Here is a 19,279-nt window from a genome sequence, read left to right as displayed (position 1 = left end):
TAAAAAACAATCCCTTTTGGAAGAAATCAGGTTATACTTTGTATCGGAATTTGGGATTTCCCCACCTGATTGGGATATTTTTTCTTCCAAATTAACCCTACACCACTATTCCAAAAAAAGTGTGTTGCTCAACAAAGGTGAGGTTGAAAATCATCTTTCTTTTGTGGAAAAAGGGATTGTTCGCCTCTATATTCCACAAGAGGACGGTGACCTAACATTTGGCTTTGTTTTTGGTGGAGCCTTTGTAAGTGCTTATGATTCATTTATCACACAAACACCTGCCGAATATGTTGTGGAAACAATTACGGATACCGTGTTGTGGCAACTTAACTACAAAGACTTGCAAGAGGTTTATGCTTCTTCTGCAATCGGAAACTTAATTGGACGTAAGGCCAGTGAGGAGCTCTTTTTAAAAAAGTCCAAAAGAGAACTTTCCCTACTACGGGACAGCGCAGAACAACGCTATCTTAATCTTTTTGAAGAGCGGCCTGAGTTGATACGTCAAATACCTCTAAAGTATATTGCTTCGTACATCGGTATTACCCCGCAAGCGTTGAGCCGTATCCGAAAGCGTATTTCTTAACCTGGGTTCATTGCTATTGAGGCGGCAATGATGGAATTTTGACAAAAAATATGAAACCACTCATTGTACTTGTTACGGCCTTTATTATTTCTGCATTCATCTTAAAATTTACCCGCGGACAATGGGATTATCAGCTTGCTGGTAGAATTGCCATGGCCGCTATGTTAGTGTTCACTGCCATTGGACATTTTGTTTTTATAACGGGCATGGCCGAGATTGTTCCCTCGTTTATGCCGTTTAAAAAAGAGTTGGTGGTGGTAACGGGTGTTATTGAGATCATCTTTGCCTTTGCCCTTCTGTTTCCCCAGTATAAGGTTCAAGTGGGTTGGCTCCTTATTGTCTTTTTTATATTGATTTTACCCGCGAACGTAAAAGCCTCAATACATCAAATCAATTATCAAACAGGGCAATTGAACGGCCCGGGAACTGCTTACCTTTGGTTTCGAATTCCGTTACAGTTGTTTTTTATCCTCTGGGTTTATTTCACATCCATCCGATAAAACAAAAAACCCACTCCAAATGAGTGGGCCTTCTTAGCCTATTTTTTCATCGAGTTTAGTTCTCGTACTTGTCGTTCAAAATGGTAAGGATAACATCGGTTAGATCCTTTGCTTCCTCTCCGTAAAGTACAGAGCCTCCATCACCACCTCCAAGAATGTAGGTGTATCCGTTGGCCTTACCGTATTCCCTGATTTCCTTCTTCACCTTTTTTACCAAGGTATCCATTTCGGCTTGGCTGTTCTGTTGCAACTGTTGCTCTTCTTGCTGTAATTGCTGACCCACAAATTGTCCGCGTTGTTGTAATTGGGAATATTCTTCTTGTGCATTCTTTTGGGACATTTTTTGTGCCTTGGCCTGGAATTGCTGCAATTCCATTTGAAATGCTTGGGAAATACTATCCCTCTTTTTGGTCATCGCATCGGCTTTGGTTTTGAATCTGGCCTCTACATCAATTTTCTCTTGATACTCATCCATGATTCTTACACTGTCCACAAATGCAATTTTGTTTTGCTGACATGCCATAGCGGAGATGGCAATAGCAAGCACTACTAATTTTTTCATCATTTACTTTTTATCGATGCGCAAAAATAGAAAAGCTTTTGGAATGCTGGTCATTAAGTTTTTTTAATCGATTGTTTGGTCCAAAACTTTATATAAGAAATTCTTATGGAAGTCAACGTGTTTAATTGTTAACCCTTATTTTGATGGCTTTTAGAAACAAGTCGATTTAAGCACATCATTTTTGTTGAATACAATTCCACTTCCAGCGCCTATTTTGGACAACAGAGGTCTTTAAAATGGCTTATTTCTCCTTTTTAAGGATGTAAATCAACGAAGAATGCTCTTTGGTGAAGATGGCGGAAAGATTGGACCACAACCCAACAAAAAATGCGCTGATCAAATACAATTTATTGTCTCGATATTTTTCAGAAAGCATAGAAACATAAAAAGCATCAAACCACATGGGTCTTATTTTGATGACTTCCAATTTATGACGAGCGAAAAGCTTGGAGATGGATTTTTTTGAAAAATGCCAAAGGTGTCTTGGCACATCATAAGCCGCCCAATGAGTTTTGTAATGTTTGGCATCAAATGATTTAAAATTGGGAACTGCAATAACCAAAACTCCGTCATCTTCCAAAAGGGAAGTCAACGATTTAATCTGTTCTTCCAAATTGGGCAGGTGCTCCAAAACATGCCACAACGTAATGGCTTGAAATTTTTGTCCCGACAGATTTTCTAAACTTTGATGAAGTTCAATTCCTTTTTCTTTGGCCAACTGCCTAGCCTTCTCGTTTGGCTCTACCCCAACTGCCTTAAATCCTGATTTTTGGGCTGAAATCAAAAAATCGCCTGTACCAGCGCCCAAATCCAGCAGTGATTCAGGTTTATCTATTTGATTTTCAACAACTTGAATCTTGTTTTTAAGGTTTTTGCCCTTAACCAACTGGTATAGCCTATCTGTAAACGACGATTTGGAGTCTGTATGCGAAATATAGTCCTCACTTTCGTAATACGGAGCTAGGTTTTTGGGTTGGGGTCGGGTCACCAGCATATCCAAATCCTTATCCCAATACAATTCAAATGATTCGCCCGAAACGGAAAAGTCCTTAGTTTTTAAAAACAACTTCATTGTAATTATCTGTATCCAAATCTTCGCTTTTCAAATCCCGAAGATAGCATAAAACTTCATCTCTTTAAACCGAGCTTTACAATCAACCATCTAAAACCAAAATCCTTTTGTTTGGATTCCTGTTTTCACAGGAATGACAATTTTACCCAAACCTAAAATAAAAAACCCAAACGTAATCTGTTGGTTGTCTTGTTTGAAGTCTCTCCTTCATAAAATGAAAAATAAAAAGTTTCATCAATAATGGAAAATGGATGGTAAGATTTGTATTGTTTGCTCTGTATTATACCAATCTAAAAACAAAGATTAAACCCTTTAAGAATTCCTGGGAACAAAAAAACACTGTTCCACGTGGAACAGTGTTGTAGATTATCTGCCCAAATACACTAACAGCACACTAATGTCTGCTGGTGATACTCCGCTGATCCGTGAAGCCTGAGATATGGTAACGGGCTGGATCGATTCTAACTTTTCACGTGCTTCGTAGGACAAGGATTTTAGTTTGGAGTAATCAAAATTGTCGGGAATTCGAACGTTTTCCAATCGCTGTAATTTATCTGCATTGGTTTTTTCCTTTGCTATATAGCCCGAATATTTGACTTGTATTTCGGCCTGCTCCAACACCTCAGAATCCAATTCATTTTCTTTTACAAATTCGGAAACAGTATCCAATTGAAGCATGTGGTCCATAGTTACCTTTGGCCGAGAAAACACCTTGAAAAGTTTATCCGACTGCTTCACCAAAGCAGAATCCAAAGACTCTAAAATCGGGTTTATTTCCTCCGTAGTGAAGCTTGTCTTTTTGAAGAAATTGACAAAGTTTTCGGACTTGCTCATCTTCTCCTCCATTCTTTTGAGGCGTTCTTCTTTGGCCAAACCAATTTCATACCCCTTTGGTGTAAGCCTTAAATCGGCATTGTCTTGACGCAACAAGGTTCGATATTCTGCTCTTGAAGTAAACATTCGATATGGTTCTTCGGTTCCTTTGGTAATCAAATCATCTACCAAAACTCCGATATAAGCTTCGTCTCTTTTAAGAATAAACGGCTCCTTCTCATTTATTTTAAGGTGTGCATTTATGCCGGCCATTAAACCTTGAGAAGCTGCTTCTTCATACCCTGTGGTTCCGTTGATCTGACCAGCAAAATATAAATTCTTCACCAACTTGGTTTCGAGGGTATGCTTTAATTGTGTTGGAGGAAAATAGTCGTATTCAATGGCATAACCCGGTCTAAAAAATTTGACTTTTTCAAAACCTCTAACGGATTTGAGAGCTTTGTACTGAACATCCTCTGGCAATGAAGTTGAGAATCCGTTTACATAAACCTCTACGGTATTCCACCCTTCTGGCTCCACAAATATTTGGTGGGAATCCTTGTCTGCAAAACGATTGATCTTATCCTCAATGGAAGGACAATACCTTGGCCCGATACTTTTTATTCTACCATTAAACATAGGAGACCTTTCAAAACCTTCACGAAGCAAGTCATGTACCAATTTACTCGTATGGGTCATGTGGCAATCACGCTGCGTTTTAAGGATTGGGGTGTTTAGATAAGAGAATTTTTCAGGTACTTCGTCTCCTGGTTGCACAATCATTTGGGAATAATCCAAGGATCTTCCATCTACTCGGGGAGGTGTTCCGGTTTTCATTCTTCCGCTATCAAAACCGAGACCAACTAACTGTTCTGTGATTCCTGTAGCAGCTTTTTCCCCTGCTCTGCCTCCACCTAATTGTTTCTCTCCTATGTGGATCAAACCATTTAAAAAAGTGCCATTTGTAAGCACTACGGATTTGGCCCTAATCTCCAAACCAAGACTTGTTCTTACACCAACAACCTTATCCCCTTCAATCAACAAACCATTGACCATTTCTTGATAAAAATCTGCATTTGGGGTATTCTCCAAAGCCATCCTCCACTCTTCTGCAAATCGCATACGGTCGTTCTGAGCTCGCGGGCTCCACATAGCTGGCCCTTTGGATTTATTGAGCATCTTAAACTGTATGGCAGACTTGTCGGTAACTATTCCACTATACCCTCCTAGGGCGTCTATTTCGCGCACAATTTGTCCTTTGGCTATCCCTCCCATTGCGGGATTGCAAGACATCTGACCAATGGTTTGAAGATTCATGGTCACCAACAAAGTACTTGAGCCCATGTTGGCAGCAGCAGCCGTGGCCTCTGCACCAGCGTGTCCCCCTCCTACAACAATAACATCATATTCCTTTTCAAACATACCTATGGTTCCACGTGGAACATTTTTATTTTTTCTTCTTCCTTTTCACGCATGATCAACTTCTCCTCTTTGGTCTTGTCTCCAAAACCCACCAAGTGAAGAATGCCATGACTCATTACCCTGCGAAGCTCGTTTAAAAACTCAACATCAAACTTTACAGCGTTCTCTTGCACCCTGTCCGTGGATATAAAAATATCTCCTGAAAGTGTTTTCCCATCCTTATAATCGAATGTGATAATATCCGTAAACGTATCATGGTTTAAATACTCTTGGTTGAGTTCCAAAAGGTAATCATCGGTACAGAATATATAATCTATTTGACCAACAACAAAACCCTCGGAAACTATAACCCTATTTATCCAATCGGCATACTCGGATTTGTTATGGATTACGAATTCACTTTTAAAATGAAACTCAATCATTATCGAAATAAACCTTTACCTTCTTCTCGAAATTTTGCCGCAAAGGTAAAGCTTGTCTATTTAATATTTCAATGTCGTTCTGGTATTCTTGAAGTAACTCAGGTTTGGTAGTGACAGGATTAATAAATTGGTTCACATTTGTCTTGCTTTCACGCTCCTTCTTTTCCCCTTGTTCCATGGATGCGTTTTCCAGTTTCATCAATTGGTGTTGAATGTTGTTGGCCTTATTTAGGGTGCGCTCGGTTATCCCGTTCTCCAACAAATCATTCTCAAAGTCTTCCATTTGTCGTATCAATTTTTTGGCCAGATTCTTGTCCGACTCTCGCATCATATCCTCCAATTGTTTTTCTAGGTTTTCCCGTAAAAACTGCTGTTCCTTATAGATCTCGTATACCTCATCAAGATTCATTTCTCCTAAACCATTTCCGTTGGATTGCGAGCCGTTTCCTTGTTTTGAACCTTTGTTGCCCCCTTCTCCTTGCTCACCATCTTGTCCTTCCTTTCCTTGTTTTTGACTTCCCTTGTCGCCTTCTTGCTGTCCTCCCTCGTTATCGCCTTGTTGTTCACCTTGACCTTGGGATTTTTTGCCCTCTTTTCCCGAACCATTCATTTTCCTTTGGATGCCCTGTTGTCCTTTAATAATGTCGGGCAATTGAAAATCTTGCCCCTCTCCACTGCCTTGACCGGGCATCATGTTCTGCTGCATATTGTCCAAAATATTTGCCAAGAAATCGGCCAAGGCATTGGTGGCATTTATTACGTATTGTTGATACGATGCTCCCTGGTAAATTTGATTCTCGGCGATGCTTTCCAAAGATTTATCAATGTTATAGTATACTTCGGTTATCTGCTCGTTCACAAATTCGGAAAGTTCTGCTCTTCGCAAAGAAAGTGCAAAGAGGCTATCGTCTACGTGCTCGAACAACCTTTTTAGGTTTTGTTGGTCCTTGACGGTTTTGGAAAACTGGGACATATCAACATCCGCTCGCTGTATGTTGTCAAACAAATTTTCCTGCTTGAAAGAAAAAGTGACCAAATTATCTAAAATCTGGCGTAACATTTCGGCATCCTCCGCATCGGAAGAACCACCATCCATGGAACTAGATTTCATGGATTGGCTCATTTCACGCATCTTTTGTGCAGCGGACTTTTGCTTCTTGGAAGCATTATTACCTGCTTCTTGCTTTTGCTTGGCTTGGGAAGATTCTTCGAGACCCTGATGTTTATTAATTTCTTCAAGAGCTTCTTTCTGATCCTGCTTAACGCCATCAGTCTTCTTTTTATCAGTGTCAAGTTCCAATGGCTTCTGGAGCTTCTCATTCTCTTTTTCCAATTCGCGAATATCCTTTTCCAACTCGTTGAACTCTTCATTCAATTTCTTCTGCTCCTTGTCACTAAAATCCTGCCCAAGTCTTAATTCGGATAATATTTCTTGTCTTTTTGCAAGTTCATCAAGCTCCTTGGAAATTTGAGAAGCCTTCTCAGTAACATAATACCGTTTTGTCAATTCCAAAATCTGTTCAAGGTTCCTGGTGTTCTTCCCCTGATTCTTTCCTAATTCTTCCAATCGCTTTTGAAGGTCTTCCTTATCAATTTTTTCTGCAATCTTGTTAAGCTCCTCAAGTAATTCAGCATTCTTTCTAGCTTCAGCTTCTTGACGCTCCAAACGCTCTTGAAGCATCTTTTTCATCTCAGAGTTTTCGGAATTCTTATCAATGCTTTTATTTAAATCCTGGCTAAACTTCTGCATCAATTCTTCTTGCATTTGCTGCTGCTGCAAAAAGTTCTTTATCTGGCTCTTATCTTCAAAGTTTAGCGACTTTTCTTCCTTTTGTAGATTGTTTATCTGTGAGAGTTTTTCTTCCTGTTGCTTTAAATGCTTTAAAGATTCTCCCATTTTGTTCAAAGTAGAGTTTTGAAACTCCAACTCTCTGTTATTCAATTCATTATCATCGTAAAGAGATGCATTAAAAACAGTGCTTTTAGTAACTTTACCACCCCTAACCCCATCATTATCAACTACTTCAAAATATAACTTATACTTTTTACCTGGTTGAAGGGACAATCCCGAAGGAAATGTATAGTAAAACTGATACACATTGGTGTTGGGAGATTCGAGCGAAATCCGTTGAACATTATTTATATCATCTGAAGGATAACAAACCAAACGAATTTCCCTTAAACCATGATCATCGGCAGCTTGCCCCGTATAATAGGATTGATTTGGATTCAAAGAATCCAGCACTTGATTTACCTGAACGGTTGCCTTTTCATCCTTGATCACATTTAAACGATAAGCCAACTTTTCAAAATCCTGGACTCGTTCATTTGATGTGCTCAGCTCATAATCAAAGTCATTGAACAAGCGCTCGGTTTTGGAAAACAGGTTGTTATTCTTTTCAAATGAAAGTGTGGAGTCCTTTATGATCATTTGTATATCATCCACATAGTTCCCCTGTATTTTCCAAGTGACTTTGGTTCCCTCGGGAACTTCCGCATTTCCTGTACCCGTAATTAGCTCGGAAGGCAGGTTGAGATATTTGGGATAGTCCAATTCCATGGCAAAATCGACCAAGGCCGGAGTACGATAACTTTTAATGGAATAACTTCTGGAATCCCATCCGTTGGCTGTCAGGTAAAAGTTGGTTTCGGGAACAGGTGCTTGAAACGTATATTCAAAAAACTCTCCGTTTTTTTGCATGAGCAACTGTTCGCCATTTACAACCATTTGAACATTGTCCGGTCGAATTTCCCCAACTGTTTTAACTCGTATGGTCAAAGGTTGATTGTCCAATACTTCCAACTGATCGTTCATCAGCTGGAACGAAAATGGTGCCGGCCTTTCGTAGGCCATGTCGTAATGCATTACCCTTTGGTGCGAGTTAAAGAAAGAAACGATATCACCCGTGATCCAAATAAAACAGAACAGGACCAAAGGAATAAAAATGTACTTTGCGTACTTATAACTGTCCTTAAAACTAACCGCATCAGCGAAAGGAACCGGGCCCAAGTTTTTTGACCTTTGTTCAATGCTCGCCATTAAAAGATCTGACTTATGCAGGTTCTCTGACAATTCGAGCAGATTGAGCAGCTTGTCATCCACATGGGGAAAATGTTTTCCAATCAATAAAGAAGCTTCCCTATTGCCAATACCGTTCTTAATCCTGAAAAGATACAACAAAGGCATCGCGATGTATCTATACAACAGGTAAAGTTCTACTACAACAAAGATTAGGAACAAAGTAAGTCTCCATGACTCGTTCAGCCACAAAACGTATTCGAAGTACGTAATGGCCATCCAGAACAGGGTCCCTAAAGTTAAAAACAAGAAGATACCCTTTATCAATTGTTTGGTATAAAACCGCTTGATAAAGTCTTCCAGCTTAACGAGAATGTCTTGATATGCGCTCAAAATCGATACTAATTACAACCAAATTACCCGATCCTTGGTAAATCAAAAGAAAAAATTTGTTAAACCTTTATATTACAAGACCGTCAGAGTCCGATAAAGATGGAATAAATTCACTTTCCCATTCATTGGCGGGAATGTATCTTTGCGACACAATCATACCTAATTATGAGTCAAAACGTACGTGTTCGATTTGCGCCAAGCCCAACCGGGCCATTACATATTGGTGGTCTGCGCACCGCCCTGTTCAATTATTTATTCGCCAAAAAACATGGCGGCGATTTTGTACTTCGTATTGAAGATACGGACCAAAACCGATTTGTTGAAGGCGCAGAGGAATATATTATCGAGGCCTTGAACTGGTGTGGAATTCCCTTTGATGAAGGTCCGGGCAAAGAGGGTGATTTTGGCCCATATCGACAAAGTGAGCGCAAGGACCTGTACAAAGCCTACGCTTTGGAACTTATTGAAAAAGGCAAGGCCTATTACGCTTTTGATACTGCTGAAACTTTGGACCACCATAGAAAAGATCATGAGGCGAAAGGAAAAACATTTATATACAATTGGCACAACCGTTTAAAATTGACAAACTCACTTTCTCTTTCGGAAGAAGAAGTGAAAGCTAAATTGGAGGCTGGTGAGGATTATGTAATCCGATTTAAATCTCCAGAGAATGAAGCGTTGTTTTTGAACGACATCATCCGAGGTGAAATTAAAATTGACACCAGCATTTTAGATGATAAGGTTTTGTTTAAAAGCGATGGCATGCCAACCTACCATTTGGCCAACATTGTGGATGACCACTTAATGCAAATTACCCATGTAATTCGTGGAGAAGAATGGTTGCCGTCCTTGGCCCTTCATACGCTTTTGTACGATGCCCTTGGATGGGAGGCTCCAAAATTTGCGCACCTGCCCTTGATCATGAAACCAGTTGGAAAAGGAAAATTGAGCAAGCGTGATGGCGAAAAAGGCGGCTTCCCCGTATTTCCGCTCACGTGGAACCAATCGGAAGGATACCGCGAGGCAGGTTTTTTCCCAGAAGCGGTAATCAACTTCTTGGCCTTGTTGGGCTGGAACCCCGGGACTGAACAAGAAATTTTTAGCTTGGAGGAATTGGTCGATTCCTTTACCTTGGAGCGTGTGAACAAATCGGGGGCACGGTTCGATCCAGAAAAAAACAATTGGTATAATCAACAGTGGTTACAGAGGAAGTCTGATGAAGAACTTGCCGAACAGTTCGCCGCTGAGCTGGCCAAAAAACAAATTTCATCAGAACAGGGTTACGTTCAAAAAGTAGTATCCTTGATTAAGGAGCGCGCAAGTTTTGTAAAGGACTTTTGGGAATTGGGAGACTATTTTTTTGAAGCACCATCTTCTTACAACGAGAAAGCTGTCAAAAAACAATGGAAAGAAGGTTCTCCGGAAATCATGGAACAGGTGGCATCGGTACTGAATAGCGTTCAAGATTTTGAATCGCCCACAATAGAAGAAAAAGTGAAAGGGTGGATATCCGACAATGAGCTTTCCTTTGGAAAAGTGATGCCTCCCCTCCGCTTGATCATCGTTGGCGACATGAAAGGCCCGCATTTGTTCGATATAATGGAGCTTATTGGCAAAGAGGAAAGTATAAACCGTATTAAAACAGCGATTGCCCAACTCTAGAATTGACGGATGTGTAACATTATTTGACGAATGGCTACCAATACTATGGCCAAGTTTCGTAATTTCCATTTCTAACATAAAATCATAAACACTATGGGCAACTATCTTTTTATACCTATTGCTTTTGTAGCGCTTGTTATCCTGTTCAAGTTCTTCTTTATTGTAAAACAACAAACGGCCGTGGCCGTGGAACGCTTTGGAAGATTCCATAGCATACGGAATTCCGGGCTACAATTGAAAATTCCGATTATAGACCGTATTGCCGGTCGCTTGAGTTTAAAGATTCAACAGCTTGATGTGATCGTAGAGACCAAAACTTTGGACGATGTTTTTGTAAAGTTGAAAGTTTCCGTTCAATACGTGGTTCTCCGCGATAAAGTTTATGAAGCATTTTACCAATTGGAATACCCACATGATCAAATTACCTCTTATGTTTTTGATGTAGTACGTGCCGAGGTTCCAAAAATGAAACTGGATGATGTCTTTGTAAAAAAAGATGATATCGCCAACGCCGTTAAATCCGAATTGCAAGATGCCATGTTCGATTATGGTTTTGATATCATAAAGACTTTGGTTACCGATATTGACCCGGATGCCCAGGTAAAAGCGGCAATGAACCGGATCAATGCATCGGAACGTGAAAAAATTGCGGCCCAATTTGAGGGTGATGCCCAACGTATTCTTATTGTTGAGAAAGCGAAAGCCGAAGCAGAGAGCAAAAGATTACAGGGACAAGGTATTGCCGATCAACGTAGGGAAATTGCCCGTGGTCTCGAAGAATCCGTGGAGGTTTTGAACAAAGTGGGCATCAATTCGCAGGAGGCATCGGCCCTTATTGTAGTTACCCAACATTATGATACACTACAGGCCATTGGTGAAGAAACGGACACCAATTTAATATTGTTACCGAATTCTCCACAGGCAGGTAGCGATATGCTGAACAACATGGTGGCTTCTTTTACGGCAAGTAACCAAATTGGCGAGGCCATGAAGCGCAAACAAATCGAAAAAGATTCGTCTGACTCTTAAATGTTATTTTAATAAAAAGGAAGAGGTCTAAAAAGTCAGTTTTCGTCAACCTGAACTTGTTTCAGGTTCTCATAATGATTTGTTTATCAATATGATGGGATTCTGAAATAAATTCAGAATGACGTATTTCAATGCTTTTTAGACCTCTTTCTTCTATATAAAGTTTGGGTACCAAATACTGATCTAGTCCGTTGTGCATTTTGAACATAAAATTTAGTTCTGGGCGTCAGTTCGAGTGATTTTGAGGAACGAAAAATCGTATCGAGAACTTTTTTAGGCAAAAAGCACAAAGGGTTAATCTAATTTTTTAAGCAGCTTTTTCGCAATAAAGGATATCGCAATTTTTTGTAGCAAAGGTGCCATTCCACCAAGAATATTGGTTGGGTAAAGTTCCTTCTTGGTGTTTTGAACCGCAAGCTTCACTTTTTCTTCTTCAATCTGTCTTTGTAACCGTAAGACTTTAAGGTCTCTATCAATTTCTTCGAACGATGTGTATTGTGTCTGAATCATAATTCATCAAAATAAAACTTAGAAAACTCTTTTAAAAGTGGCTTCTCGATCTTGATTCTCAACAGGAAGATGATTATACCTATTAGCACATAAAATCCACCCACTATTAAAAAGCCCTGTGCAGTATTGCCCAGCATGTTACCGAACCAAAATGCCGCACTCAATGAAAGAAACAGTAGGGCAATAGAAGCTATTCCACCAATTAACAGCACTTTGGTGGCCATTGTAATGCCTTTCATCATGGACCGAAAACTTTGAAGTCGGTAAAAATCCAGGCTGTTCTTTACGTAAGACCTAACGCCCTCTTCCACATGATCTATCTGTTCTTTAATTTCTTCGAATGCCATATATTATTTCTGTAGTTGGGCGTTCTTCTTTTTTAGGTCTTCCAATTTTTTCTCCAACGCTACGAGGATATCGTCGGCTTTATAGCTCATGTTGGAAAGTGTGTCCTCGAGCTTTTCCTCAAACTCTTCCTTTTTTGCATCAGCAGTCTTGCTGAATTCTTCTTTGGCATGTGTTATACTTTGCGTAATATCATCTTTTGCCTTTACTGCACTTTTCTTGATTTTTTTTCTGGTCCTTTTTCCTTTGTCCGGTGCATACAAAATTCCTATTCCTGCTCCAACGACAGCTCCAGTTAATAATGCGGTTAATACGTTTCCAGTGTTATTTGACATAATATTGTAACTTTTAAATTAAACTTCAGTGAAAAACCATCAGGCCTCTTCAAAAAGGTGAAATATTGCTTGACCCAATCGATTTACTCTAAATGTAAGTTACATCCTAAACAGAAATTGATTCAATCGCTGCAAACCTTGACGCGTTAGCTAAATTTTGAAGAAAAAATGAGAATAAGGCTTTTTCTGCTCAGATTATTGCCCATCCAAGTAATTAATCATGACAATAAAAAAATGCACGCATACCTCTCCTGAAGAATCTGTTTTTAATAAGAATAATCAATGGGGAAACTAATTAAAATAAGGAAAAATTATGTTAGTTTTTTTGCTCCAATTTGGCCCAAGTATCCCTTAAGGTTACTGTTCTGTTAAAGACCACATTCTCTGGAGTGGAATCTTTGTCCACATTAAAATAACCCAGTCGTTGAAATTGTACACGATCACCGATTTTTAAATTATTCAGGCTTGGCTCCAAATAACCGGTTACTTTCTCTAAAGAATCCGGATTAACAAAGTCCATAAAATCTTTATCCTTATGGCTATCGGGTGTTGGGTCGGAGAATAAACGATCGTACAACCTAACTTCAGCGGTTATGGCATGTGGTATGGAAACCCAATGCAGGGTCCCCTTAACTTTTCGTAAGCTCTCCTCGGTTCCGGAACCACTTTTACTTTTGGGGTCGTAAGTACACTGCACCTCTATAATGTTGCCATCGTCATCCTTGGTACAGCTTTCCGCTTTGATGATGTATCCATTTTTTAAACGGACCTCACCACCAAGCTTTAGTCTAAAAAACTTACGGTTAGCTTCTTCCCTAAAATCTTCTTTTTCTATATACAATTCCCTCGAAAATGGTACTTTTCTGCTACCTGCCGATGGATCCTCTGGATTGTTTTCCGCGTCCAACCATTCCTCTTCACCCTCCTTATAATTGGTAAGTACCACCTTTAATGGGTTGAGTACCCCCATTACACGGGGAGCTATTTTATTGAGATGCTCCCTTACATGAAAATCAAGTAGGGCAACATCAACAACATTGTCCCGCTTGGCAATGCCAATCGTATCCGCAAAATTTCTAATGGACTCCGGAGTAAAGCCCCTTCTTCGCAAACCGGAAATTGTGGGCATTCTGGGATCATCCCATCCTGTTACAACGCCCTTTTCCACCAATTGCAACAGTTTTCGCTTGCTTACAACGGTATGGCTCAGGTTCCTACGGGCAAACTCTCGCTGTTTGGGACGCAATTTATCATGCGATACCACTTGGTCTAAAAACCAATCGTACAACTCTCTGTGTGGTAAAAACTCCAATGTACACAGGGAGTGTGAGACCTGTTCAATATAATCGCTTTCACCATGCGTCCAATCGTACATGGGGTAAATACACCAATCGGTATTTGTGCGGTGGTGCGCCTTATGCAAGATTCGGTACATTACGGGATCACGCATCAACATATTGGAAGAAGCCATATTGATTTTGGCGCGTAGTACATGCGCTCCGTCCTTGAACTCCCCTTCTTTCATTCCTTTGAAAAGCTTCAAGTTCTCTTCAACGGACCGATTTCTATAGGGGCTTTCCTTTCCTGGTTCGGTTGGCGTCCCTTTTTGGCTGGCAATTTCCTCCGAAGATTGGCTATCAACGTAGGCTTTGCCATCCTCAATCAACTTTACGGCCCAATCATACAACTGCTGAAAATAATCGGAGGCATAGCACTCCGTGGCCCATTCAAAACCTAGCCAACTTACGTCCTCTTTAATGGCCTCCACATACTCTTTCTCCTCCTTTGCCGGGTTGGTATCATCAAAACGTAGGTTTACAGGGGCATTATAGCGCAATCCCAGACCAAAATTGAGGCAAATGGAACTTGCGTGCCCAATGTGTAAATAACCATTGGGTTCTGGGGGAAAACGGAACCTCAAGTCTTCCTGTGCGTAACCCTTTGTAAGGTCCTCCTCAACAATGTGTTCTATAAAATTGAGCGATCGAGCTTCTTCTGCCATACCAATAATTTGATGCGCAAATGTAGTAAAATCCCGTGTTGATAGCTATAATTCGTGCATCTGTGTATACAAAATAGGCGATTTCACAACACTTTGGGTATAGCCTACAACAATATCTTTCCTTTCGTCGAAATTAGAGACATATTTGTTATTGAATACTATATGAAAAAGAGACGCCTGAACAACGTCTTTTTGAACAAATTACAATTAAGGGGCACAAACTAACAGGGCTTATGGCCCATAACCTCTTAAATACTAACGGTGATGAAAAATAGTAGTTCAACGTATAGCATTCTAGTTTTGGCCTTAGCTTTTATGCTGCTTGGTGCTTTTGATGCCCAAGCTCAAATACTCTACAAACCCGAGCCAGCAGCCAACCCTAACCTTGGAGGAAATACAGCATGGACAGCTGTTTGCGCTTCCAATGGTTTCAATGAATACTATGTAAGTTTTAATTGGGATCCTCCTATGGTAGATAGCAACAACGAGTTTGTGCTAGAGCTATCGGATGCCGACGGATACTTTTCTTCTCCCATTGAACTGGCCCGAGTTAGCGACAAGAATACAATTTTCGATTTTGAATTCAAATTTGCCCTTCCTACTGATATGAGGGGGGATAACTTTAAAATGAGGGTGCGAAGTACCTCTCCCGCAAAGACAAGCCCTGCTTCTGAGGCATTTTCCATGTACTATATCGACTACAATTCACCGTTATTGATCAGCCAAAATGGAAGTGGAAACATTCCTTCAGGAGGTCTTATTCAATTATGCGGCGGAGGTTCCGTAACCTTAAAGCCACATAATATCCCTAATGCTGCCAACTACTTTTACAATTGGTACCGTAGTGGTACATTGCTTGCGGAAAAATCAGAAAGCATCACCGTTTCTGAACCGGGCATATATTATGTAGAATTGGATTATGGTGATTGCTCAGGTACGGCCAATACCCTGTCCAACACCATTGAAATTTCTACAGGGACAAGTTCTGGGTTGGCCATAAATGGCGAAAGCAATGTGGAAATATGTCCTGGGGAAACACATGTGCTGGAGTCCAGCATCAGTGGACAAGGGCTTACCTATACTTGGTACAAAGACGGAAGCATTGTAAGCGGACCAACCGTGGAGGCAAGCACGTTTACTGTTGATGCAGGAGCTAGCGGTTTTGAAGGTTCTTATGAGGTAGAAGTTTCCGGTTACGCGATTTGTACCGAACTATCCGACCCTGTAACTGTTTCGGGTGCAGGTTCTTTTGATATTACGCTCAATAATGAAGAAAACATTGTGTTGCTTCCTTCGCAGACCAAAACATTATCCATTAGCACTACTGCATCAAGTGCAACATACCAATGGTATAAAAACGGGACCGAAATTACGGATGCAATCAGCAACTCTTTGGTTATAAACGAAGTAGGGGATTATTTTGTTGAAGTAACCGACAATGGGGGCACATGTACCCCTGCTCCAGTCTCTTCTGCCATCACTAGCGTTGTAACCCCAGATTCTTTTGAGTTTGTAGTAGACTACGTAGGAACTTACGCTTCATGCGAGAGCGTAGATGCCACTTTGAGTCTTACTGCCATAAATGCTGTAAACGACAATGGTGCCACCACCAATGTGACTGCTGATTTACAAAACGCTTTTGATTATCAGTGGAAATTGAATGGTGCCGAAGTTTTAGGAGAAACGTCCAAAACCATCACAATATCCGAGCAAGAGGACAATGGCGAATATACTTTGTTTGGTGCTATTGATGCTTTTGAGGCATCATCCAATAGCCTACAGGTAAAGCTTGCATCCGACGAAACACTACAGATTACGGCCAATGGCACCGTGCTGTGTGAAGGAGGCGAAGCTATTGTCCTTGAAAGTACAACAGACTTGGCCAATGAATCCTTCAAATGGAAGAAAGATGGTACCGTAGTTGATTCATCATCTGAAAGCTTTACCGTTAGCGAAACAGGCGTGTATCAACTCGTCATCACTTCCAACGACTGTACATTGATATCCAACGAGATAACCATTAGTAAATTCGATGAATCGCTATTGGTGCTCGATAAATCCAAAGACCTCATCATTGTTGAGGGAGAGACCCAAACTCTTACCGCTAGCGGTGCAGATTCCTATGAATGGTATGATGCTGGTAACAACCTAATTTCTTCAAGTAGTTATTATGACTTTACCGAAGAAGGGGACTACCTGTTGATTGCCAGCTTCGGGACATGTACCATAAGCAAAGTGATTACTGTGACCTACAGGGATATGTTTGCCATACCCAATGTTATTACCACCAATGGCGATGGTATTAACGATTTATGGGTATTGCCCAACTCATATTCCAGAGACCCCAATGTTCTTGTCACCATTTTTAATGAGCGGGGAGAACAGGTATTTAGCCAATCCGGTTACGAAAACAACTGGCCACAATCCACCACATCGTTCAACAAACAAAGCATGATTTTCTATTACAAGATCACGCGCGGTGGAAAAAGCCTGAAACAAGGAACTATCACTGTTATTAAATAAGCAGCAATGCAAACCAAGAAACCTCTACTATTACTTGCCGTCTTGCTACTTGCCTTCTCTGGTATGAGAGGACAGGAAGAAGAAGCCTATGTACCATATAACGTCCCCTCCCAAAACCTTTTAAAGTTCAATAGGTTCTTGCTAAACCCCACTTTTTCAACGGTTAGGGAAGACAAGTCTTACATCAACCTTTTTCACAGAAACCAATCGGTATCTTTTGATGACAATAACCAGGTTTACTTCTTGAGCTATAGTGGTAGGGTGAGCGATAGAAGCGGTGTTGGTCTTAGCTTGTTTACCAACCGCGAAGGCCTCTTCAACAACTTTGGTGTACACGCCAACTATGCCTATGGTGTACGTTTGAGCCAGAACAGCACATTTACCTTTGGAGCCAATGTTAGTTACTATCAAAGTGCATTTAATCAAGACAGGGCCAATTCCGTTGATTTTGACCCATTGTTGGGAACTTTGGAAAGCAGCTCCTTGGTAAGCTTTCAACCAGGTTTCAACTTTTCCATAGGGAAGTTTGATATCGGTGGTTTTGCAGAAAATCTATTTGATTACAACCTAAAAACCAGTGAATCCGTAACTGATTTCAACGAAAAAACTTACTCTGGACACCTACAATATACCCATCAGTTTGAAAACGGAAGCGGTATTATGGAACGTGCCCGTTTAATGCCCTTGGCCAGAGTGCGGAAAGTAGGTGAAGAAAACATCACATTGGGCGGAAATTTAATTCTTGACCTGCCTAAATTAGGTTGGGTACAAGCAGGATATGACGACTTTTATGGGGCTTCCGCAGGACTTGGTTTCAACCTTACCAAAAACATCTCTCTGGGGTATACCGTGGAGAAAGGCCTCTCCAACGAGTTTGAAAACTTTGGTGTCACCCACGAAATCTCATTGGCATACTCCTTTACGCCCAACCTTACCGAGGATCGTGTAATGCTCGAAACAGAAGGGGAAGAATTAGTTTCCAATGATGAAGACGTACCACAAGACAGTCTTAATATTACCGATAAAGACCTTGAAATTGCCCAGCTAAAAGACAAACTGGCCGAGAACGACGCCATACTGGATGAATTGTTGATGCGTCAAGATTCTATAGAATCAACGCGTAAACAAGACTTGGAAAGACGCTTTGAAACCGTAATGAAAATGGTTCAACGCGAAACCCGAGGTCAAAACCCAGCCTTGGAGGAAAAAGCCAAGGAAGTATACTTTGCCAATATGGACAGCGCCGATATCGTGACCCAAAGAAAACAACCTTTGGCCAACCACGGACTATCTAACAATACCTCAACCAAAAAGGTCATCAAGATCAATGAAACAAAAGGTAGTACCCGTGCAACTTACGCATCAAATTCAGGTGTAAAAAAGGATAATACCTATAGACCTTCAAAAAGTAAAAAAACTGGTTTCAAATCTCATGCCGTACCCAATGTGGAAAGCGGTCATTATTTGATTGCCAATGTTTTTAGAGACCCCAACAACGTAAATGCATTCATTGAAAAACTAAGAGCTCAAGGAATTGATGCTGACTATTTCCAAAACCCAAAAAACGGTCTTAACTACGTTTACATTGGGGACTTTGGCAACAAAAACGATGTTTTAGAAGCTTACCACAGCAAAATGAACGGCACATACCAAGGTGATGCTTGGGTAATGAACGTGAACAATGGTAATTCTCGAATAGCGGGGTATTCAGGAGAGGTCAACAAACGTAACTCCAAATACGAAAATAATCTATTGTCCAAAAATGTGGCCAACAGTTCCAAAGGAAAGCACAATGTCGTAATCAGATCCCAATCCGTTGACGGACTGCCAGAAGGCTTTTACATCATTGCCAATGTTTTTGAAAGTTCATCAAGCGCCAAAGAGTTTGTAAAAGAACTGAATTCCAGAGGGTTGCATGCAAGCTATTTTATAAGCCCAGAGGACAAGCACAGGTACGTGTATTTGAAAAAGCACGAAACCTGGAACAACGCCTTAACATCTTACTATACCAAACTAAACGCTTCGTATAACGACGATATGTGGATTATGCGAATAAAATCAAACACAACCATTTAAAAACCACCATA

Annotated in this window: 15 protein-coding genes; 6 read left to right on the top strand and 9 right to left on the bottom strand. The window is 40.6% G+C overall.

The window, feature by feature from the left end; genetic code table 11:
- Window positions 1-16 precede the first annotated feature (16 nt).
- The gene (locus MURRU_RS06575) at window positions 17-583 is read left to right on the top strand and encodes a Crp/Fnr family transcriptional regulator (protein WP_014032659.1); all 567 of its coding nucleotides are present in this window, start codon (window positions 17-19) and stop codon (window positions 581-583) included.
- A gap of 50 nt (window positions 584-633) precedes the next feature.
- Window positions 634-1,083 (top strand): DoxX family protein, encoded by a 450-nt coding sequence (locus MURRU_RS06570; RefSeq protein WP_014032658.1) that lies wholly within the window; start codon window positions 634-636, stop codon window positions 1,081-1,083.
- A 55-nt stretch (window positions 1,084-1,138) separates the two neighbouring features.
- Here the strand turns inward: MURRU_RS06570 and MURRU_RS06565 are convergent, their stop codons facing one another.
- The 5 genes from MURRU_RS06565 to MURRU_RS06545 all read right to left on the bottom strand — a co-directional run bounded on the left by MURRU_RS06565 (window position 1,139) and on the right by MURRU_RS06545 (window position 8,786).
- On the bottom strand, window positions 1,139-1,645 hold the full coding sequence (locus tag MURRU_RS06565) for an OmpH/Skp family outer membrane protein (RefSeq protein WP_014032657.1): 507 nt from the start codon (window positions 1,643-1,645) through the stop codon (window positions 1,139-1,141).
- Window positions 1,646-1,886: 241 nt separating this feature from the next.
- A complete protein-coding gene (locus MURRU_RS06560) occupies window positions 1,887-2,717 on the bottom strand; it encodes a class I SAM-dependent methyltransferase (protein ID WP_014032656.1) in 831 nt (276 codons plus the stop codon).
- Between the two features lie 366 nt (window positions 2,718-3,083).
- Complete coding sequence (mnmG, locus tag MURRU_RS06555) at window positions 3,084-4,952, bottom strand: tRNA uridine-5-carboxymethylaminomethyl(34) synthesis enzyme MnmG (protein ID WP_014032655.1); 1,869 nt, start codon at window positions 4,950-4,952, stop codon at window positions 3,084-3,086.
- A 2-nt stretch (window positions 4,953-4,954) separates the two neighbouring features.
- A complete protein-coding gene (gene ybeY, locus MURRU_RS06550) occupies window positions 4,955-5,374 on the bottom strand; it encodes an rRNA maturation RNase YbeY (protein ID WP_014032654.1) in 420 nt (139 codons plus the stop codon).
- Window positions 5,367-8,786: a hypothetical protein gene (locus MURRU_RS06545; protein ID WP_014032653.1), complete on the bottom strand. Its 3,420-nt coding sequence runs from the start codon at window positions 8,784-8,786 to the stop codon at window positions 5,367-5,369. Before MURRU_RS06545 ends, ybeY begins: the two co-directional genes overlap by 8 nt.
- 165 nt (window positions 8,787-8,951) lie before the next feature.
- Between MURRU_RS06545 and gltX the strand changes: the two genes are divergently transcribed.
- Both gltX and MURRU_RS06535 read left to right on the top strand, forming a co-directional pair.
- Entirely contained in the window at window positions 8,952-10,448 is a 1,497-nt protein-coding gene (gene gltX, locus MURRU_RS06540) for a glutamate--tRNA ligase (protein ID WP_014032652.1), read from the top strand.
- Window positions 10,449-10,541: 93 nt separating this feature from the next.
- Window positions 10,542-11,477 carry an SPFH domain-containing protein gene (locus tag MURRU_RS06535; protein WP_014032651.1) on the top strand — a complete coding sequence of 312 codons (936 nt, stop codon included), beginning with the start codon at window positions 10,542-10,544 and terminating at the stop codon, window positions 11,475-11,477.
- A 294-nt stretch (window positions 11,478-11,771) separates the two neighbouring features.
- Here the strand turns inward: MURRU_RS06535 and MURRU_RS06530 are convergent, their stop codons facing one another.
- The 4 genes from MURRU_RS06530 to MURRU_RS06515 form a co-directional block, all read right to left on the bottom strand.
- Complete coding sequence (locus tag MURRU_RS06530) at window positions 11,772-11,987, bottom strand: DUF6327 family protein (protein ID WP_014032649.1); 216 nt, start codon at window positions 11,985-11,987, stop codon at window positions 11,772-11,774.
- Complete coding sequence (locus tag MURRU_RS06525; RefSeq protein ID WP_014032648.1) at window positions 11,984-12,334, bottom strand: hypothetical protein; 351 nt, start codon at window positions 12,332-12,334, stop codon at window positions 11,984-11,986. The genes MURRU_RS06530 and MURRU_RS06525 overlap by 4 nt, the downstream gene beginning before the upstream one ends.
- Before the next feature lie 3 nt (window positions 12,335-12,337).
- Entirely contained in the window at window positions 12,338-12,667 is a 330-nt protein-coding gene (locus MURRU_RS06520) for a YtxH domain-containing protein (protein WP_014032647.1), read from the bottom strand.
- A 316-nt stretch (window positions 12,668-12,983) separates the two neighbouring features.
- Window positions 12,984-14,669 (bottom strand): glutamine--tRNA ligase/YqeY domain fusion protein, encoded by a 1,686-nt coding sequence (locus tag MURRU_RS06515; RefSeq protein WP_014032646.1) that lies wholly within the window; start codon window positions 14,667-14,669, stop codon window positions 12,984-12,986.
- A 264-nt stretch (window positions 14,670-14,933) separates the two neighbouring features.
- Here MURRU_RS06515 and MURRU_RS06510 point away from each other — a divergent pair, with 264 nt between their 5' ends.
- Window positions 14,934-17,192, top strand: a complete 2,259-nt coding sequence (locus tag MURRU_RS06510; RefSeq protein ID WP_014032645.1) for a T9SS type B sorting domain-containing protein — start codon at window positions 14,934-14,936, stop codon at window positions 17,190-17,192.
- A 6-nt stretch (window positions 17,193-17,198) separates the two neighbouring features.
- Window positions 17,199-19,268, top strand: a complete 2,070-nt coding sequence (locus MURRU_RS06505) for a PorP/SprF family type IX secretion system membrane protein (protein ID WP_014032644.1) — start codon at window positions 17,199-17,201, stop codon at window positions 19,266-19,268.
- Window positions 19,269-19,279: the final 11 nt, after the last annotated feature.

The organism is Allomuricauda ruestringensis DSM 13258 (genome assembly GCF_000224085.1).
Taxonomy (GTDB): Bacteria; Bacteroidota; Bacteroidia; order Flavobacteriales; family Flavobacteriaceae; genus Flagellimonas; species Flagellimonas ruestringensis.
The sequence above is the reverse complement of the archived record's forward strand: the minus strand, read 5'-3'. Positions and strand labels throughout refer to the sequence as shown.

Bases quoted from the DNA above. Each gene is read 5' to 3' on its own strand.
- MURRU_RS06570 (WP_014032658.1), top strand. From the start codon at position 634: ATGAAACCACTCATTGTACTTGTTACGGCCTTTATTATTTCTGCATTC.
- MURRU_RS06565 (WP_014032657.1), bottom strand. From the start codon at position 1,645: ATGAAAAAATTAGTAGTGCTTGCTATTGCCATCTCCGCTATGGCATGT.
- MURRU_RS06560 (WP_014032656.1), bottom strand. From the start codon at position 2,717: ATGAAGTTGTTTTTAAAAACTAAGGACTTTTCCGTTTCGGGCGAATCA.
- mnmG (WP_014032655.1), bottom strand. From the start codon at position 4,952: ATGTTTGAAAAGGAATATGATGTTATTGTTGTAGGAGGGGGACACGCT.
- ybeY (WP_014032654.1), bottom strand. From the start codon at position 5,374: ATGATTGAGTTTCATTTTAAAAGTGAATTCGTAATCCATAACAAATCC.
- gltX (WP_014032652.1), top strand. From the start codon at position 8,952: ATGAGTCAAAACGTACGTGTTCGATTTGCGCCAAGCCCAACCGGGCCA.
- MURRU_RS06535 (WP_014032651.1), top strand. From the start codon at position 10,542: ATGGGCAACTATCTTTTTATACCTATTGCTTTTGTAGCGCTTGTTATC.
- MURRU_RS06530 (WP_014032649.1), bottom strand. From the start codon at position 11,987: ATGATTCAGACACAATACACATCGTTCGAAGAAATTGATAGAGACCTT.
- MURRU_RS06525 (WP_014032648.1), bottom strand. From the start codon at position 12,334: ATGGCATTCGAAGAAATTAAAGAACAGATAGATCATGTGGAAGAGGGC.
- MURRU_RS06520 (WP_014032647.1), bottom strand. From the start codon at position 12,667: ATGTCAAATAACACTGGAAACGTATTAACCGCATTATTAACTGGAGCT.
- MURRU_RS06515 (WP_014032646.1), bottom strand. From the start codon at position 14,669: ATGGCAGAAGAAGCTCGATCGCTCAATTTTATAGAACACATTGTTGAG.
- MURRU_RS06510 (WP_014032645.1), top strand. From the start codon at position 14,934: ATGAAAAATAGTAGTTCAACGTATAGCATTCTAGTTTTGGCCTTAGCT.
- MURRU_RS06505 (WP_014032644.1), top strand. From the start codon at position 17,199: ATGCAAACCAAGAAACCTCTACTATTACTTGCCGTCTTGCTACTTGCC.